The following is a 17,192-nucleotide window of genomic DNA, read 5'->3' as shown; positions in this document are numbered from 1 at the left end:
GTTGGTCGCGGGCGCTTCTGCGTCATCCGGCGGAGCTCAGCACCGTCTGCCTCACTTCTCGTCGGTCTCTGCCAGCCGGGCCAGGCTTGTGCGGACGAGACCGGAGTTCGTCGTCGGCCACATCCTCGGCATCGAGTTGACGAGGAACCCGGCGTACCGGGCCGAGCGCAGCCGCGAGTCGAGCACGGCCACCACTCCCCTGTCCTTGGTCGACCGGATGAGGCGTCCGGCGCCCTGAGCCAGACGCAGGGCGGCATGCGTGGCCGACACCGCCATGAATCCGTTGACTCCACGCTGGTCGGCATCGCGTGCCCGCGCCTGCATGAGCGGGTCGTCGGGGCGCGGGAACGGCAGACGGTCGATGATGACCAGGCGGTTCGTCCGTCCCGGCACATCGACTCCCTGCCACAGAGACATGGTTCCGAACAGGCAGGTCTGATCGTCGGCCGTGAACTGGGAGACCAGGGCCGGCAGTCCGTCGTCGCCTTGGAGCAGGATCGGGAAGTCGAACTTCGTCCGCAGGTGTTCGGCCGCCGCATTGGCCGCCGCCCGCGAGGAGAACAGTCCCAGTGCCCCGCCGTTCGAGGATTCGACGAGTTCTTCGAGTTCGGTCAGCGCTTCCTCGCTCAGCCCGCTGCGTCCGGGTTTGGGCAGGTGGGAGGCGACATAGAGGATGCCCTGCTTGCCGTAGTCGAAGGGCGATCCGACATCGAGGCTGTCCCACTTCGGTGCGTCCGGTCCGAAGAGTCCCAACGAAGCGGCCACCGCGTCGAAGTTCCCTCCCAGGGACAACGTCGCCGAGGTGGCCACGACCGTCGATTCTTCGAAGATCCCGTTGCGCATGGTGCCGGCCACACTCAAGGGTGCGACGACGAGGTTCGTCGTCTCCTTCTCTCTGAACGTCGACCGGGAGAGCCAGATGACGTCGTTCTTACCCGGGTCGCAGAAGCGTTCGGCGAGTTCGAAGATCTCCTGACAGCGCGCCTTGGCCATCTGCCGACCCGCATCGGCGTCTTCGGTCTTGCCGCCGATGTCGTTGATGATCTGGCGGGCGGAGTCGCGGATCTGCGTCAGGGCCAGTCCGAGCGCCTCGCTCATATGCAGGATGAGTCCCTCGGGCACCGAGGTCTGGGCGCGTTCGAGTGCCGCCGCGGCGGAGTCGAGCAGCGAGACGACCCCGTCCTGGACAGTGGTGTGTTTGCGCACGGAACTCGTCGCCGCCGAGAGCATGCTCGTGTTGATCTGCCCCGACAGGGCGCTGGTCACCCGGTCCCTGAGCTCGTGGGCCTCGTCGATGATGATGACATCGTGTTCGGGCAGCACGTTCGATTCCCCGAAGGCATCGATGGCCAGCAGCGCATGGTTCGTCACGACGATATCGGCTTCGGCGGCTTTGTTCCGGGCGATTTCGGCGAAGCATTCGGTGAACAGCGGGCAGTTCGATCCGAGGCAGTCGAAGGCATTGACGGACACCTGTGACCAGGCGCGATCGCTGACACCGGGCAGGAGGTCGTCACGGTCGCCGGTATCGGTGGTCTTCTCCCAGGTGCGGATCCGCTGGATCTCCTCCCCCAGGCCCGAGCGTTCGGTGGGTTTGCGTCCCGCCTCGGCGTCGGCCCCCAGGTCGAAGAGCATGCCCTCACCCTCGTCCGGGTATCCGCCGGCGAGCTTGTGCTTGCACACATAGTTCCGCCGCCCCTTGAGCAGTGCCGCTCGGGGCAGCGGGTCGAGGTCCTTCTTCACGGCCTTGAACAGCCGGGGCAGGTCGCGGTGGATGATCTGCGTCTGCAGGGCCAGGGTCGCCGTGGACACGACGACCTTCCCGCCGGTACGGGTGACGTACTCGGCGGCAGGCACCAGGTAGGCCAGCGATTTGCCGGTACCGGTTCCCGCCTGCACGAGCAGATGGATTCCCTTGTCCAGCGACGAGGCGACCGCCTGCGCCATCTCCTGCTGACCCTCACGTGGCGATCCGCCGATGGCGCCGACAGCGGATTCGAGGAGGTTCTCGACTGCTTTCACTCGTCGATGACCAGGTCCGGACGTTGGAATTCGCGCAGTTCGTCGACGAGTTCGGTCGGCACCTTCGCCTGCAGGCTGGTGCCCTCCGTGCCGTGCGATTCGTGTTCGACCGTGCCGAGGGCGTAGATCTTCGACACGAGGTCACCGCGTTCATAGGGAATGAGCACGGTCATGTCGATATCCGGGACGGGAAGGCGGTTCTCGATGGCCTCGATGAGGTCGTCGATCCCTTCCTTCGATACGGCGGAGACGAACTGGGCGTCGGGGTACTCCGCGCGCAGGCCGGTGATCACGGCCTCCTCGGCGATATCGGCCTTGTTGAACACGAGGAGTTCGGGGATGTCCCCAGTCTCGACGTCCCCTAGCACGTCGCGCACGGCCTGGATCTGCCCGTGCGGATCCGGGTGTGAGGCGTCGACGACGTGGAGGAGCAGATCCGAACCGGCGGCCTCCTCCAGGGTCGAGCGGAAGGCTTCGACGAGCTGGTGGGGCAGGTTGCGCACGAATCCGACGGTGTCGGTGTAGGTGAAGACGATGCCGTCTGCGGTCTTGGCCTGCCGGACGGTCGGATCGAGGGTGGCGAACAGGGCATTCTGCACCATCACCTCGGCGTCGGTGAGCAGATTGAGCAGGGAGGACTTGCCCGCGTTCGTGTACCCGACGATTGCGACGGAGGGCACATGATGGCGGGCGCGGTTCTTCCGCTTCGTCTCTCGAGACGGCGCCATGGCGTTGATCTCCCGGCGCAGCTTCGACATGCGCGCACGGATGCGGCGACGGTCGAGTTCGATCTTCGTCTCACCGGGCCCGCGGGAGCCGATTCCGGCACCGCCGGCGACACGACCGCCGGCCTGCCGGGACAGGGACTCACCCCAACCGCGCAGACGCGGCAGGAGGTATTCGAGTTGGGCGAGTTCGACCTGGGCCTTGCCTTCGCGGGATTTCGCGTGCTGGGCGAAGATGTCGAGGATGAGCGCGACGCGGTCGACGACCTTGACCTTGATGACGTCCTCGAGTCCGCGCCGCTGGCTGGGGGCGAGTTCGGAGTCGATGATCACGGTGTCGGCGCCGACGGAGGCGACGACCTCGGCGAGCTCGGCGGCTTTGCCCTTGCCGAGGTAGGTGCCGGGGTCCGGCTTGTCGCGGCGCTGGATGAGGGCGTCGAGGACGTCGGAACCGGCGGTTTCGGCCAGTGCGGCGAGTTCGCGGATCGAGTTCTCGGCTTCGGCCTGGGTGGTGTTCCAGATGCCGGCGAGGACGACGCGTTCTAGGCGGACCTGACGGTATTCGACCTCTGTGATGTCTTCGAGTTCGGTGGACAGTCCGGCCACGCGGGTGAGCGCGGCGCGCTCGGCGAGGTCGAACTGGTCGTCCTCGGGGGTGGTGTCGTGATCGTCGAGGGCTTGGGCGCCTCGGGAGAGCACACGGTCGAGCATCGCGTTGCGACGCTCTTTGTCTTCAGACGTCATTCATTCCTTTGTTCTCTGCCGTCCGCACGGTGCTTCTCGTGCCGACGTCGTCATGCCTCGCACCGGTCGTCGCGGTGCGCACCGACGGTGGTGTCCATCAATTCTCCCACAGCCGTCTACACTGAAACGGTGTCAGAGCACTATTTCACCGAATCGCCGAGCAGCGAGGCCAAGTCGCGGGTACTCAACCTCGATCTGGCCGGCCGCGCCGTCACCGTCGAAACCGTATCCGGCACGTTCTCACCCACCCGCCTCGACCTCGGCACGGCTGTGCTGCTGCGGCATCTGCCGCGGCCGCCGGCCGGCGATATCCTCGACCTCGGCTGCGGGTGGGGTCCGATCGCGTTGCACACGGCCTTGGACGCCCAGGACGCCGAGGTGGCTGTGCGAGTGTGGGCGCTCGACGTCAACTCCCGGTCCCTGGAGACCACCGCGGCGAATGCGCGCAGGCTGGGTCTCGATACGATCAACACCGTCACCGCCGCCGATGTTCCCGCCGATCTGCAGTTCGCCGCGATCCGGTCGAATCCCCCGATCCGCATCGGCAAGGAGGCACTGCACGAACTCCTGGAGACGTGGCTGCCGCGTCTGGCGCCGGGCGGTCGCGCCGATCTCGTCGTGTCGAAGAACCTCGGTGCCGATTCCCTGCAGAAGTGGATCGCCGGGATGCTCGGTGACGGCTTCGAGGTCGTGCGGACGGGATCGTCGAAGGGCTTCCGCGTGCTCACGGTCGAGCGCGGCTGAGACACTCTTCCCGGCTTCGGCTCAGCTGATCGTGCCGCCGGCGACGAGGACCGCGGGTCCGGCGAGGCTGACGCGTCCGCTCGTGCCTTCGGCATTAGGTTCGATCTCGATGCGCAGCTGACCGCCGGGCACGTCGACTCTCCACTGCAGAGGTGACTTCTCGCCGGCCCAGTGGTGGGCTGCGATCGCGGCCGCGCAGGCACCGGTTCCGCAGGAGCGGGTCTCACCGACGCCGCGTTCGAACACGCGCATGCGCAGGGCGCCCTCTCCCCCGGCCACATCGGATCGGGCGGGCTCCATGACGATGTATTCGACATTCGAGCCCTGTGCGGGCACGGGGTCGAGGACGGGGGCATCACGCAGGTCGGCGGCGGCGAGTTCGGAGTTCTCGGCCAGGGCGACGACGGTGTGGGGATTGCCGGTGGACACGCGCAGTCCGGGGCGGGCGACCTCGATGCCGCCGGTGGTCACGAGCACGCTGCTTGACGGGTCGAGTGACCATTCCCCCATGTCGATCGTGTACCAGGCGTCGCTGGCGGATCCGGGCCCGGGCGTGCCGGTGTCGACGACGTCGTCTCCGGTCTGGACGCCGAGGGCCGGGTTGAGGGTGGTGCGCACGGTTTTGATTCCGTCGCGGGTGCCCACGAGGATGTCGCGGGCCTCGGCGGAGACGCGGCCGCTGGTCACGAGTGCGTGGGCGAAGACGCGTACGCCGTTGCCGCACATCTCGGAGAGGCTGCCGTCGCTGTTGTAGTAGTCCATGAACCATTCGGCACCGGCGTCGGCCTGTTCGGCGGCTCCCGGGATGCCGCTGGCTGCGGAGCGGACGATGCGGATGATGCCGTCGGCGCCGAGTCCGGCCCGACGGTCGGCGAGCGTGGCGACGGCTTCGGGATGCATCTCCAGCCTGCTGTCGTCGTCGGAGAGCAGAACGAAGTCGTTCTGGGTGCCGTGTCCCTTGACGAAGGTGACATCGGTCCAGGCGGCGAACGGGGTATCCGGAGTGCTCATGGCTCCATCCTATCGGTGACGGTCGGGTCAGGTCTTCAGTGCCCGTTCAGGACGTCGACCGCGGCCGCCATGTCGAGCTCGGCCGCTATGTCGTCAGTGCCCGCCCAGCACGTCGAGCGCGGCCGACAGGTTCTGCTCGGCGTCGGCGGCGCTGCCGTCGATCCAGTGGATGCGCGGATCACGACGGAACCAGGTGTCCTGTCGGCGCGCGAACTGCCGGGTGCGGATCGTCGTCTCGTCCTTCGCCTCGGCGGCGGTGAGCTCTCCGGCCAGGTGCCGCTGGATCTGTGCGTACCCGATGGCGCGCGACGCCGTCTTGCCTTCGGCCAGTCCGGCGTCGAGGAGCCGAATCACTTCATCGACCCATCCGTGATCCCACATGAGGTCGACGCGAGCGGCGATGCGCTCGTGAAGCACGGCTCGGTCCATGCTCAAACCCACGTGGATGGTCGGTTCGATCTCCTGGTAGTCCGGCAGCTGAGCGCTGAACGGACGGCCCGTGAGTTCGATGACTTCGAGGGCTCGCGCAATGCGTCGTTGGTCGTTGACGGTGATCTTCTCGGCCGCTTTCGGGTCGATTTCGCGCAGCTTCTGATGCAGCGCCCACCGGTCGACGGCGACCTCGGCCTCGAGGCGGGCACGCAGCTGAGGGTCGGTGCCGGGGAACTCCATATGGTCGACCGCAGCACGCACGTAGAGCCCGGACCCGCCGACGAGGATCGGCCGCAGTCCGCGCCCCCGGATGTCCGCGATCGCCGCCCGCGCACGCGCCTGAAAGTCCTGAACGTTCGCCTCTTCGGTGACGTCGAGAATATCGATGAGATGGTGCGCGATCCCCCGCCGCTCATCGACCGGCAGCTTCGCCGTGCCGATGTCCATCCCGCGATAGAACTGCATCGAATCCGTGTTGATGATCTCCCCGCCGAGGCGGCCCGCCAGATCCAGCGCCAGGTCCGATTTCCCGGTGGCAGTGGCTCCGACGATGGTGATGATCGGCGCGTTGTCCTCAGCCATCGGCGATCACGCCCAGCTTCCGGTTCCGCCGAGTGTCCGCACTTCGTGGACACGTTCGTCGATGACCGGCTCCAGCGTCGACACATGAGCACCGTGGTCGACGAGGTGGCGGATTCCTGCGGCAAGCACTCTGAGATTCGCGGCCATGGTCTCCGCCCGCTCACAGAGATCGACCAGTCTTGCGGTGTCGAGCGTGGGCCCGGAGGTGAGTGTCTCCACGACTGCGTCATCGAAGTCCGCGGCACCGTCGATCGGGGCCAAGGGCGCGTCCTCTGTCGCGGCACCCGAGAGGTCGATGGGCAGCAGAAGATTCTCGCTCGATCCGAGCCGGCCGATGCCGACGCCAGCGGCGTGAGCGTGAAGGATTGCGACGATGATGGCCGGGTCGGCCGCCTCGGCGAGTCTGCGTTCGTCCGTCGTCAGGGACGCAACGGTGTCGACCCAGTCGGCTCCGGCCAAAAATCGACCCGTGCGAGTATCGACTCCACGGTCGATCCCCCAACCGCCGAGCCCGGCCACGGGCGGCAGCGTCTCGATGGGCAGCGCCCAGTCGGACTGCGACCTCACGGTGTTGTGGAGCGCAGTCCGCAGTTCGACCATGCGAGTGGTTTCGCTGCGGTCGATGTTCTCGAGCAGCACGGGGGCTGCCGGGATGACGGCAAAGACGCCCATCTCAGCCGCGGGTGCGGATGGTCGGCATGCCGAGGTTCGTCGCGCTGGCCGAGCCCTGGCCGGGGCTCGGTGCACCGCAGCTGTCGGCCTGTGCCCGGTCGTAGGCATCACCGGCGCGGGACGGGCGCACGGAGAATCCGGAATCGGCGAGGAGGAAGTAGGGCTTCGCTTCGGTGACGGTGGCGGTGACGAAGTCACCGGGCCGCGGCATCTGTGCACCCTCGGGGATTCCCACGTGGACGAGGCGATTGTCTTCGGCCCGACCGCTCAGCCTGGGGGAATCGGCGTGGGGCAGCTTGGTCACGAGCACCTCGACCTCGCGGCCGATCTGGGCTTTGTTCTCGTCCCAGGCGATCTCGTCCTGGAGTGCGGTGAGGCGTTCGAATCGCTCCTGCACCACGTCCTTCGGCACCTGGTTGTCCATCGTCGCCGCGGGTGTGCCGGGGCGGATGGAGTACTGGAAGGTGAAGGCCTGGGAAAACCGAGCACGGCGGACGATGTCCATCGTGCCCTGGAAGTCCTCTTCGGTCTCTCCCGGGAAACCGACGATGATGTCGGTGGTGATGGCCGCGTGCGGGATGCGTTCGCGCACGGTATCGAGGATGTTCATGAACCGCTTGGTCCGGTAGGACCGCCGCATGGATTTGAGGATCGTGTCCGAACCGGACTGCAGCGGCATGTGCAGCTGCGGCATGACGGTCGGGGTCTCTGCCATTGCGTCGATGACATCGTCGGAGAAGGCCGCCGGGTGCGGGCTGGTGAAGCGGACCCGTTCGATCCCGTCGACGTTGCCGACGGCGCGCAGCAGTTTCGCGAATGCGCCCTTGTCGCGGAATTCGGCACCGTAGGAGTTGACGTTCTGGCCGAGCAGGGTGACTTCGACGACTCCGTCGGCGACGAGTGCTTCGACTTCGGCGAGGATGTCGCCGGGACGACGGTCTTTCTCCTTGCCGCGCAGGCTGGGCACGATGCAGAAGGTGCAGGTGTTGTTGCAGCCGACCGAGATCGACACCCACCCGGAGTGCTGGGATTCGCGCCGGCTGGGCAGCGTCGAGGGGAAGACGTCGAGGCTTTCGAGGATCTCGACCTGCGCTTCCTCGTTGTGGCGGGCGCGTTCGAGCAGAGCCGGCAGGGAACCCATGTTGTGGGTGCCGAAGACCACGTCGACCCAGGGGGCCTTCTTCACGATCGTGTCGCGGTCCTTCTGTGCCATGCATCCGCCGACGGCGATCTGGAGACCGGGATGGTTCTCCTTGACCTTCGCGAGCTGGCCGAGGTTGCCGTAGAGGCGATTGTCGGCGTTTTCGCGGACGGCGCAGGTGTTGAAGACGACGACGTCGGCCTGGTCGTCGGTGTTCGCCTGAACGTAGCCGGCGTCGTCGAGAAGTCCGGACAGACGCTCGGAGTCGTGCACGTTCATCTGACATCCGTAGGTCTTGACCTCGTAGCTGCGAGGGGTGGTGCCGGATGTCGTCGGGGATTCAATCAGTTCAGTCATGGCGCACCTATTCTAGCTGTTCCCCGGGTGCCGTTTCAGTCGTCGGCGAGCACGTCTCGTGTGACCTTGATGCAGATCGCCGAGGGGAAGCCGCGGCGGGCGAGCATGCCGAGGATCCGACGCTCCCGCACCGCATAGTCGAGGCGCCGTGTGGAGGCGGCCTTCTTCTCGGCGACTTCGCGGGCGAGCTCTTCCTCGCCGTCGATGTCGGCGACCGCGTCGGCGGCCAGTTCGGGGCTGATGCCCTTCTTGCTCAGTTCGCGTTTGAGCACGGACCGGGAGAGTTTCCGGTTCTCTCGCTGTGCCCGTGCGAACCGGTGCGCGAATTCTTCGTCGTTGAGCAGCCGCGAGTTCTGCAATTTTTCGATGAGGACATCGATCGCTTCGGGCATGAGGTCGCGTCTGAGCAGCTTCTTGCGCAGTTCATCGCTGGAGTGATCGCGCATGGCGAGCATGTTCATGGCCGTCTTCTTCGCCTGGGCGTAGTCCGCATCGAAGTCGGGCGCCTCGTCCTCGTCGTCATCGAAGCTCAGCCCGGGACCGGAAGCGAAATCGGGCGGACCGTCGCTGCCATCAAGGAAATCTGGACCATCATTCTCGGCGGCAAGGAAATCAGGGACGTCGATGAAGTCCGGAGTCGAGTCGGTACCGCCCTCGACCCACCCGTTGTCCGGTTCCTGCTGCTGTCGCTTCCAGCCGCTCGAGTTCTTCTTCCGCTTCGAACCGGCAGTCGAGCCGGCTTTCGATGCCGTTCGTGCAGATTTCCCCGACCGTTTTCCCGAGCCAGCACTGGAACGCGACCCGGAACTCTTTCGGCTGCCGGTACGACCGTTGCCGCCGGTGACATCACCGTCGTCGAGGCCGGAGAGACCGGCGAAGAATCCGGCCTCCCCTTCGGCATGACGCTGGTCGATCTCCGAGATCGCGCTGCGCAGCTGCGAGAGCGTCTCGGTCTGGGACGAGTCGTTCCGGCCGAAGTCCCCCGCACCGACCGTATCGGTCGCCGCGGAGGGCCCGTGGCCGCTGTATTCGTCGTCATTCGACGAGGCGTCAGGAGACTTCGACGTCATCCGTCTGAGCTTCTCCGGCCGCCTCGGCGCCGTCCTCGGGTTCGTCGACCTGGATGAGACCCAGCTTGTGTTTGATCTTCAGCTCGATCTCTTCGGCCAGGCCCGGGTTGTCGCGGAGGAAGTTGCGGACGTTCTCCTTGCCCTGACCCAGCTGATCGCCGTCGTAGGTGAACCAGGAACCGGACTTGCGCACGATGCCGTTGTCGACTCCCATATCGATGAGGCTGCCTTCGCGGGAGATGCCGTGGCCGTAGAGGATGTCGAACTCGGCCTGCTTGAACGGCGGAGCGACCTTGTTCTTCACGATCTTCGCACGGGTTCGGTTGCCGACCGCGTCCTGACCTTCCTTGAGGGTCTCGATGCGGCGGACGTCGATGCGCACGGAGGCGTAGAACTTCAGGGCCTTACCGCCCGAGGTGGTCTCCGGGGAACCGAAGAAGACGCCGACCTTCTCACGCAGCTGGTTGATGAAGATCGCGGTGGTCTTCGACTGGGCCAGGGCACCGGTGATCTTCCGCAGAGCCTGCGACATCAGACGAGCCTGCAGACCGACGTGGCTGTCTCCCATCTCGCCTTCGATCTCGGCCTTGGGCACCAGGGCTGCGACGGAGTCGATGACGATGATGTCCAGCGCACCGGAGCGGATGAGCATATCGGCGATCTCGAGAGCCTGCTCACCGGTGTCCGGCTGGGACACGAGGAGCTGATCGGTGTCGACGCCGAGCTTCTTCGCATACTCGGGGTCCAGTGCGTGCTCAGCATCGATGAACCCGGCAATTCCGCCGGCCTTCTGTGCATTCGCCACGGCGTGGAGAGCCACGGTGGTCTTACCGGAGGATTCCGGACCGTAGATCTCGACGACGCGACCGCGCGGCAGACCGCCGATGCCCAGAGCGATGTCGAGAGCGACAGAACCGGTCGGGATGGAGGCGATGGGCTCACGCACACCGTCGCCGAGGCGCATGATCGCGCCCTTGCCGTAGTTGCGATCGATCTGGCCCATTGCGGCTTCGAGCGCCTTCGACTTGTCGCCGCCGGTGGGAACCTGAAGGTTCTTGGGTGTACGTGCCATGACGTCTCCTCTTCGTTGCTTTTCCTTTGAGACCAAGGCTAGAAGATGGCACTGACATAACGACAGAGGAAGCGATTCCCCCGTGGATAACCAGCCACTCATGGTCACAGGTCCCGTGATTCCTCACCAGGATAACCCACATGGGAACAGGTGTTCTATATATTCGGGTGTGTCGCGTGTCTCTGCGAGAACTAGGCCGACGCCAGGCCCAGCTGCCAGGTGAGACCGAAACGGTCGCCGACCCAGCCGAACGGTCCGAATCCGTAGTCGTCGAGCGGCATGAACACAGTCCCCTGCGCGCTCAGTGCGGTGAAGAGGCGTTCGAGCTCCTCGGCCGATTCGCAGTCGACCATGAGCGAGACACCAGGGGTGATGTCCCACTCGTGGGCGACGAAGCTGTCGCTCAACCGCAGTCTCTGGCCGGCGATCTCGATCTCGGACATGATGACCGTGCCCTCGGCACCCGGCCCCTCGGGACCGTAGCGATTGTCGAGGATCACTCGCCCGTCGGCGAAGAGTTCGACATAGGTGTCCATGGCTTCGGCGGCGCTCTGGCCGCGGCTGGGCTGGAAGGTGATGAACGGGACGGCCTGATTCATGCGGTCAGTCTACACTCGGCCGACACCGCGCCGACAGAGAAGGTTTCGCGCAGCTGCGAGACATCAGAACGGAGTCGAGCGCGGCTTCTCCTTGCCCAGACGTCGGGATTCGGGAACGCCCATGGAGTCGCACACGGCGATCCAGATATCGCGAGGTTCGACACCGGCTTCGAATGCCTGCGCCGCGGTTCGTGAACCCAATGAGCTCAGCGTGAGGTCGGTGTGCAGGGAGGCGGCACGAGCCTCACCGAACTCCTCGTTCATGAGGATCCAGTAGAGCGTGTGCCGCATCAGGGCTTGGCAGCCAGGCGCGGAGACGAGTATCCCTCGGGGTGACCGAGGATCTTGTCCGAGAGCTCCTGCGGAATGGTGTCGGGGATCTGCACGCCCTCTTCGAGCGCGAAGCGATCGGACACGGACGACAGCAGTGCCGACAGCGGCAGCTCGAGTGCTTCACAGATCGCCGACAGCAGCTCCGAGGAGGCTTCCTTCTGTCCGCGCTCGATCTCGCTGAGGTAGCCCAGCGACACGCTGGCCCCGGTCGAGACATCGCGAAGGGTGCGTCCTTGACGACGGCGGGCGGAACGTAGTGCGTCGCCGATTTCGACTCTCAGTAACATAACGCGGCCCTCCCTTTGTCAGCGCGTCCCGTCAATGTAGTTCCAACAACCTTACAACCTGGCCGTGACACAGCACCAACCTGGTGCCCCGAGCGGATGGATTTGCCAGTCCATTCGAAGACTTTGGAGAATTTTCGTCCGATGGTCATCACCCGGTCAACCCCACAGCGGTCGGAGTTATTCCGCGACGGACTCACGATCGGCTGTCGCCTGCCCGGCTTCCGGTCCGAAGGCGAGTTCGCGCACGAATTCGTCGAGGTTGACCGCCATCGCCTCCACCGTCTGGCTGCGGATGGCGTCGCGGTCACCGGTGAACTCGTGTTCGAAGACCTTCGCCTTCCCGCCGAAGGCGATCGCGGTGTAGACGAGTCCGACGGGCTTGTCGTCCTGCGGATCGGGACCGGCGACCCCGGTGCAGGAGATCCCGATATCGGCGACGCACTGCACGGCCGTGCCGACGGCCATCTGCGCGGCGACGACCGGGTCGATCGGTCCGGTCTCCTCGAGGTGGTCGGCATTCACTCCGGCCAGGCTCGCCTTGAGGTCGGTGGCGTAGGTGACCAGTCCGCCGCGCACCACGGCCGACGCGCCCGGCACGTCGACGAGCGAGGCGACGAAGCGTCCCCCGGTCAGCGATTCCGCCGACGCCAGTGAGATCCCCAGCTGAGAGCAGGTGGAGATGATGCGACGCGCGGTCGCCGTCAGCTCGGACTCAGCCACGCTGTGTGTCCCCGCCGGTCTGCGTGTCCCAGGCGCTCGGCCCATCCTCGCCGCTCGGCGCATTCCCGCCGCTCGGCGCATTCCCGCCGCTCGGCGCAGTCCCGCCGTTCTTCGCGTCCTTGTACAGCTTCGCCGCCTGCACGCAATAGTCGATTCCAGTGACGATGGTGACGACGATGGCCGCGGCCATGATGACCCAGGCGACGACGAGGAGGATGTCGGAGACGACGGAGGGCACCACGTCCGAGAGCGGGAAGACCACCAGGAACAGCCCGATCGCCGCCGTCTGCAGCACGGTCTTGATCTTGCCCCCGCGCGAGGCGGGCATAACGGCGATGCGGATCATGAAGAACCGCAGCACGGTGATGCCGAATTCGCGCACGAGGATGATCACGGGCACCCACCAGGGCAGTTCGGCGATGATCGCCAGACCGATGAGTGCGGCTGCCATGAGCGATTTGTCAGCGATGGGATCGGCGATCTTGCCGAAGTTCGTGATGAGGTTGTTCCGCCTGGCCAGGTAGCCGTCGACGAAGTCGGTGAACATGGCCAGCAGGAACACGACGAGCGCCCACCAGCGCAGGGTCACATCGTTGCCGCCGTCGGTCAGCAGGAGCACGAGGAACAGGGGCACCATGATGATGCGCAGCACCGTGAGTGCGTTCGGAATGTTCCACGGACTCGGTTCCGCTGCGGGCTGCTGGGAGGCTCCGGCCTCGACTCGATCGTTCACGCATCCAGCCTATCGGAGTGAGCTGAGCAGATCATTCCAACCATGGGATTCACGACGACAATCGCCGAGGCGGCGCACCGTCGCAACGGTGAGCCGCCTCGGCGAGGGGTGGGGTTCGGATCGGATCAGCGGCCGGTGAGCTGCCAGGCGTCCTCTCCTGCAGCTTCGACGACCTCGAGCCCGGTCTCCGGGTCGACGTCGCCGACGGTGAGGTCGCCGGCATGGCCGACTCCGTTCGCGTATCGGTCGGACGATGCTGAGCTGGACGACGCCGAGCCGTGGGAGGTGTTCCCGTAGTCGTCGTCGAACTCCTCGTCGTAGTCCCCGGCCGCCGACGCGTGCCCGGATCCGGACTGCCCGGTGTGGCCGTGGCCCTGGCCCCCGTCGGTCGGGGCGTCGGCCGCCGCGCCGGACGAATCACCGTCGGGCGGGGTCTCGCCCTTCATGATGGCCAGGGTGCCGGGCAGATCGTCGGGGCGCACGAGCACATCGCGGGCCTTCGATCCCTCGGAGGGTCCGACGATGCCGCGGGACTCCATGAGGTCCATGAGGCGACCGGCCTTGGCGAAGCCGACGCGCAGCTTGCGCTGGAGCATCGAGGTCGATCCGAACTGCGTGGTCACGACCTGTTCGATCGCCTGGAGCAGCAGTTCGAGGTCGTCTCCGATGTCCTCGTCGATCTGCTTCTTCGGTGCTTCGACGGCCACGTCTTCGCGGTAGTTCGGGGTCAGCTGGCTCTTGACGTGCTCGACGACCTTCTCGATCTCGGACTCGTTGACCCAGGCTCCCTGGACGCGCATCGGTTTGGCCGCACCCATCGGCAGGAACAGCGCGTCACCCTGTCCGATGAGCTTCTCCGCGCCGGGCTGGTCGAGCACGACTCGCGAGTCGGCCAGCGATGAGGTCGCGAACGCCAGACGTGAGGGCACATTGGCCTTGATGAGGCCGGTGACGACGTCGACGCTGGGTCGCTGCGTGGCGAGGATCAGGTGGATGCCGGCGGCACGGGCCAGCTGCGTGATGCGCTGGATCGAGGCTTCGACGTCGCGCGGGGCGACCATCATGAGGTCGGCGAGCTCGTCGACGACGACCAGCAGGTACGGGTAGGGCTGGAGGACGCGTTCGGAGCCGGCGGGCGGGTGGATCCGACCTTCGCGAACGGCTTTGTTGAACTCCTTGACGTGTTTGAAGCCGTAGTGCGCGAGGTCGTCGTAGCGGGCGTCCATTTCGCGCACGACCCATTCGAGTGCCTCGGCGGCCTTCTTCGGATTCGTGATGATCGGGGTGATCAGGTGCGGGATGCCTTCGTAGATCGTCAGCTCGACGCGCTTGGGGTCGACGAGGATCATGCGGACCTCGTCGGGGGTCGCGCGCATCATGATCGAGGTGATCATGGAGTTGACGAAGCTCGACTTACCGGCACCGGTGGCACCGGCGACGAGCAGGTGGGGCATCTTCGACAGATCGGCGACGACGAATCCGCCTTCGACGTCCTTGCCCACGCCCATGACCATGGGGTGGTCGGTCTTGCGGGCGGCCTTCGAGCGCAGCACGTCGCCGAGGGCGACGTTCTCGCGGTCGGTGTTCGGGATCTCGATGCCGATGGCCTTCTTGCCGGGGATCGGCGAGAGGATGCGGACATCGGCGCTGGCCACGGCGTAGGCGATGTTCTTCGACAGCGCCGTGACCTTCTCGACCTTCGTGCCGGCGCCGAGCTCCACCTCGTAGCGGGTGACTGTCGGTCCGCGGGAGAAGCCGGTGACCTCGGCGTCGATCTTGAACTGCTCGAGCACATCGCGCAAAGCTTCGACGACACGGTCGTTGGCCTCGGAGCGTTCCTTCGCGGGAGGTCCGGGCTGGAGGTTGTCGGAGGCGGGCAGGGTGTAGGTGACGTCGCCGGCCAGGGTGAGCTGCTCGACGCGTTCGGGCAGCTGCTCCGTAGGCGGAGGTGCGGGTGCGTTCGTGATCGGCACCGGCGCCGAGGCGGCAGCGGGCTCGGACTTCTTCGCCTGGTTCGCGGCGTCGTCGTCCATCCCGATGGTCTTCTTCAGCTCGGCCATCTCGCGTTCGGCCTTGGTGGGGCGGCGCTGGCCGGGCTTGAGCTTCGGCTCCGGGCTGGTCTCGATCCGGGTGGTGTCGGCCTCTTCGTCGCTGACGTCGTTCTCGTGGATGTACGCCTTGTCGTAGGCCTTCGTGGCGGTGTCGTCGTCGGCGGCATCCGAGTCGGCATCCGGGATCTCGGTCTTCTTCTTGCGACTGCGGCGCTTGGCGCCCATCACGGGTTTGAGGTCGGAGGTGCGGCCGTTCTCGGCAACGAGGTCGGACTGTTTGGTCTCGGCCGCCTCGGCGTCGGTTGCGGGTCGGGCACCGCCGGTGAGTCGGTAGTACAGGTCGGTGAGTCGGCGGGGAATCGCACGCACCGGCGTTGCGGTGACCACGAGCAGGGAGAACAGCCCGAGGAGGACGAGCAGCGGCACGGCGACGTAGACGGTCGTCGCGATGACCAGCGGCGAGGACACGACGAATCCGAGCGCGCCTCCCCCGTTGGCCATGGCTTCGCGAGAGTTCGTGAAGGTCGGGTTGCCGGCGGCGATATGGGCCAGCCCCGAGGCGGCGAGCAGACCGAAGATCATCCCGATGAGGATGCGGTTGTTGCCGCGGTTGTCGTCGCCGCGCAGGAACAGGCGGATCGCATAGCAGGTGAAGACCACCGGCAGGGCGAGTGCCACCCGGCCGAAGGTGCCTTCGACGATTCCGCGGACGGCGTCGCTCATCGCGCCGGGGATGTTCCACCATTCGAAGGCGGCGATGATGATCGAGAGTCCGATGAGGAAGAAGGCTGTACCGTCCCGCTTCGTCGGTGATTGATCGGTCGGTTCGTCGCTGAGAGTCTTTCGCGCACGGTTTCCGGCCATGTGGGCCACTCCCCTCCATGCACCGGTGACAACGTTTGTCCCGGGTTCTTCGGTCCCCGCTTGACCGGACCGACCAGCGTTTTTGCGCGCTGTGCGTTTCCCGGAACCAGAAGCGGGGGAAGTCGTTCTGGTCGCCATGTCTCTCATCTTAGGACGATACCTGGCTCCTGCCCAGCAAATCCGCAGGTTTCGGCGTGTGGCGCGGCGGTCCGCGGGGGCTTCGGAGGACGGGCGGTGGGAGGCGAAATGCGATGTCAGCCTGGGTGCCGGTAAGAAGGTTGAGCAAGGCAGCGGAGTGCTGGCTGGCAGGCTGGAAGTGGTGCATTCGACACCATGCGGAGTGAACGCCCACGCCAGGCCGCATATCTCGCCGAAAAACGGGCTGCGTGTCGAGAAACGGGTGTGCACATGCGTTTCTCGACGCTTCACCCGTTTCTCGGCGCAGCGTCTGGCTGAGTACGAAATCGGCTTCCGATTACTCGGCGCCGTCAGCTGGCATGCGAATCGCTCGGATGCATGGCGATGAACAGACCCCACTGGGTGGCGCCGTCCTTCTTGCGCCGACTGCGGAACTCTTCGAACAGCTCATCGATCCGCGACCGGAATTCCTCGACCTCATCCGCGGTGAGCATCGCGGCCATCCGCCCCATCGTCCGCTCCTCATAGGGTGCGGCGGTGAACTCGGCGGTGAAGGCCTCGAGCATTTCGGTCGTCATATCGCCGGTGTTGAGGAACCAGCTTTTGCCCGTAGCGAGGTACGGGATCTCTCTGGACCCGCGCTTGCCCCGCCGCGCCTCCTGCGCTTCGAGGAAGCCGGTGTCGGCGAGCATCCGCACGTGGTGGAGCGAGGTCGCGGGATTGAGGCCGGTCGCCTCGGCGATCTCACGATTGCTCAGGGCTTCGTCCAGGCACAGCCGCAGGATTCGGATGCGAATACTCGAGGCCAGCGTTTTGGCCTCGGCCTCGGTGGCGTCCCGGCGCTCGACTGCTCGGGCGAGGGAGGCCGCGGCGGGTGTGTCATCGTTCATGCCTC

At 66.0% G+C, this 17,192-nt stretch carries 16 protein-coding genes; 1 reads left to right on the top strand and 15 read right to left on the bottom strand.

Annotated features, from left to right (window positions below):
- Positions 1–51 precede the first annotated feature (51 nt).
- Entirely contained in the window at positions 52–2,022 is a 1,971-nt protein-coding gene (locus AD89_RS0113565; protein WP_025779757.1) for an ATP-dependent DNA helicase, read from the bottom strand.
- Positions 2,019–3,491 carry a GTPase HflX gene (gene hflX, locus AD89_RS0113560; RefSeq protein ID WP_025779756.1) on the bottom strand — a complete coding sequence of 491 codons (1,473 nt, stop codon included), beginning with the start codon at positions 3,489–3,491 and terminating at the stop codon, positions 2,019–2,021. The genes AD89_RS0113565 and hflX overlap by 4 nt, the downstream gene beginning before the upstream one ends.
- Positions 3,492–3,620: 129 nt before the next feature.
- Between hflX and AD89_RS0113550 the strand changes: the two genes are divergently transcribed.
- The gene (locus AD89_RS0113550) at positions 3,621–4,235 is read left to right on the top strand and encodes a class I SAM-dependent methyltransferase (RefSeq protein WP_025779754.1); all 615 of its coding nucleotides are present in this window, start codon (positions 3,621–3,623) and stop codon (positions 4,233–4,235) included.
- A 21-nt stretch (positions 4,236–4,256) separates the two neighbouring features.
- Here the strand turns inward: AD89_RS0113550 and dapF are convergent, their stop codons facing one another.
- The 13 genes from dapF to AD89_RS0113485 form a co-directional block, all read right to left on the bottom strand.
- Positions 4,257–5,246: a diaminopimelate epimerase gene (gene dapF, locus AD89_RS0113545; RefSeq protein ID WP_025779753.1), complete on the bottom strand. Its 990-nt coding sequence runs from the start codon at positions 5,244–5,246 to the stop codon at positions 4,257–4,259.
- A gap of 93 nt (positions 5,247–5,339) precedes the next feature.
- Positions 5,340–6,260 carry a tRNA (adenosine(37)-N6)-dimethylallyltransferase MiaA gene (miaA, locus tag AD89_RS0113540; protein ID WP_025779752.1) on the bottom strand — a complete coding sequence of 307 codons (921 nt, stop codon included), beginning with the start codon at positions 6,258–6,260 and terminating at the stop codon, positions 5,340–5,342.
- Between the two features lie 6 nt (positions 6,261–6,266).
- Positions 6,267–6,932: a hypothetical protein gene (locus tag AD89_RS0113535; protein WP_025779751.1), complete on the bottom strand. Its 666-nt coding sequence runs from the start codon at positions 6,930–6,932 to the stop codon at positions 6,267–6,269.
- Position 6,933: 1 nt separating this feature from the next.
- On the bottom strand, positions 6,934–8,430 hold the full coding sequence (gene miaB, locus AD89_RS0113530; protein WP_025779749.1) for a tRNA (N6-isopentenyl adenosine(37)-C2)-methylthiotransferase MiaB: 1,497 nt from the start codon (positions 8,428–8,430) through the stop codon (positions 6,934–6,936).
- A gap of 35 nt (positions 8,431–8,465) precedes the next feature.
- Complete coding sequence (locus AD89_RS20395; protein ID WP_025779748.1) at positions 8,466–9,500, bottom strand: regulatory protein RecX; 1,035 nt, start codon at positions 9,498–9,500, stop codon at positions 8,466–8,468.
- Complete coding sequence (gene recA / locus AD89_RS0113520) at positions 9,481–10,572, bottom strand: recombinase RecA (RefSeq protein WP_025779746.1); 1,092 nt, start codon at positions 10,570–10,572, stop codon at positions 9,481–9,483. The genes AD89_RS20395 and recA overlap by 20 nt, the downstream gene beginning before the upstream one ends.
- A 191-nt stretch (positions 10,573–10,763) precedes the next feature.
- Positions 10,764–11,171 carry a VOC family protein gene (locus AD89_RS0113515; RefSeq protein ID WP_025779745.1) on the bottom strand — a complete coding sequence of 136 codons (408 nt, stop codon included), beginning with the start codon at positions 11,169–11,171 and terminating at the stop codon, positions 10,764–10,766.
- Positions 11,172–11,234: 63 nt separating this feature from the next.
- A complete protein-coding gene (locus tag AD89_RS0113510) occupies positions 11,235–11,462 on the bottom strand; it encodes a DUF3046 domain-containing protein (protein ID WP_025779743.1) in 228 nt (75 codons plus the stop codon).
- Positions 11,462–11,791: a helix-turn-helix domain-containing protein gene (locus tag AD89_RS0113505; RefSeq protein WP_025779741.1), complete on the bottom strand. Its 330-nt coding sequence runs from the start codon at positions 11,789–11,791 to the stop codon at positions 11,462–11,464. Before AD89_RS0113505 ends, AD89_RS0113510 begins: the two co-directional genes overlap by 1 nt.
- A 177-nt stretch (positions 11,792–11,968) precedes the next feature.
- Entirely contained in the window at positions 11,969–12,511 is a 543-nt protein-coding gene (locus tag AD89_RS0113500) for a CinA family protein (RefSeq protein WP_025779739.1), read from the bottom strand.
- On the bottom strand, positions 12,504–13,244 hold the full coding sequence (gene pgsA / locus AD89_RS0113495; protein WP_025779737.1) for a CDP-diacylglycerol--glycerol-3-phosphate 3-phosphatidyltransferase: 741 nt from the start codon (positions 13,242–13,244) through the stop codon (positions 12,504–12,506). The genes AD89_RS0113500 and pgsA overlap by 8 nt, the downstream gene beginning before the upstream one ends.
- A gap of 125 nt (positions 13,245–13,369) precedes the next feature.
- Entirely contained in the window at positions 13,370–16,159 is a 2,790-nt protein-coding gene (locus AD89_RS0113490; protein ID WP_025779735.1) for an FtsK/SpoIIIE family DNA translocase, read from the bottom strand.
- Between the two features lie 488 nt (positions 16,160–16,647).
- Entirely contained in the window at positions 16,648–17,187 is a 540-nt protein-coding gene (locus AD89_RS0113485; protein WP_025779733.1) for an ArsR/SmtB family transcription factor, read from the bottom strand.
- Positions 17,188–17,192: the final 5 nt, after the last annotated feature.

Source organism: Brevibacterium sp. VCM10 (assembly GCF_000583215.1).
GTDB lineage: Bacteria > Actinomycetota > Actinomycetes > Actinomycetales > Brevibacteriaceae > Brevibacterium > Brevibacterium linens.
Note: the sequence above shows the minus strand (reverse complement) of the source record. Positions and strands in the feature narration are given on the sequence as shown.

Excerpts from the sequence above, each read along its gene's own strand:
- hflX (WP_025779756.1), bottom strand. The coding sequence starts at position 3,491 with ATGACGTCTGAAGACAAAGAGCGTCGCAACGCGATGCTCGACCGTGTG.
- dapF (WP_025779753.1), bottom strand. The coding sequence starts at position 5,246 with ATGAGCACTCCGGATACCCCGTTCGCCGCCTGGACCGATGTCACCTTC.
- miaA (WP_025779752.1), bottom strand. The coding sequence starts at position 6,260 with ATGGCTGAGGACAACGCGCCGATCATCACCATCGTCGGAGCCACTGCC.
- AD89_RS0113535 (WP_025779751.1), bottom strand. The coding sequence starts at position 6,932 with ATGGGCGTCTTTGCCGTCATCCCGGCAGCCCCCGTGCTGCTCGAGAAC.
- miaB (WP_025779749.1), bottom strand. The coding sequence starts at position 8,430 with ATGACTGAACTGATTGAATCCCCGACGACATCCGGCACCACCCCTCGC.
- AD89_RS20395 (WP_025779748.1), bottom strand. The coding sequence starts at position 9,500 with ATGACGTCGAAGTCTCCTGACGCCTCGTCGAATGACGACGAATACAGC.
- recA (WP_025779746.1), bottom strand. The coding sequence starts at position 10,572 with ATGGCACGTACACCCAAGAACCTTCAGGTTCCCACCGGCGGCGACAAG.
- AD89_RS0113515 (WP_025779745.1), bottom strand. The coding sequence starts at position 11,171 with ATGAATCAGGCCGTCCCGTTCATCACCTTCCAGCCCAGCCGCGGCCAG.
- AD89_RS0113510 (WP_025779743.1), bottom strand. The coding sequence starts at position 11,462 with ATGCGGCACACGCTCTACTGGATCCTCATGAACGAGGAGTTCGGTGAG.
- AD89_RS0113505 (WP_025779741.1), bottom strand. The coding sequence starts at position 11,791 with ATGTTACTGAGAGTCGAAATCGGCGACGCACTACGTTCCGCCCGCCGT.
- AD89_RS0113490 (WP_025779735.1), bottom strand. The coding sequence starts at position 16,159 with ATGGCCGGAAACCGTGCGCGAAAGACTCTCAGCGACGAACCGACCGAT.
- AD89_RS0113485 (WP_025779733.1), bottom strand. The coding sequence starts at position 17,187 with ATGAACGATGACACACCCGCCGCGGCCTCCCTCGCCCGAGCAGTCGAG.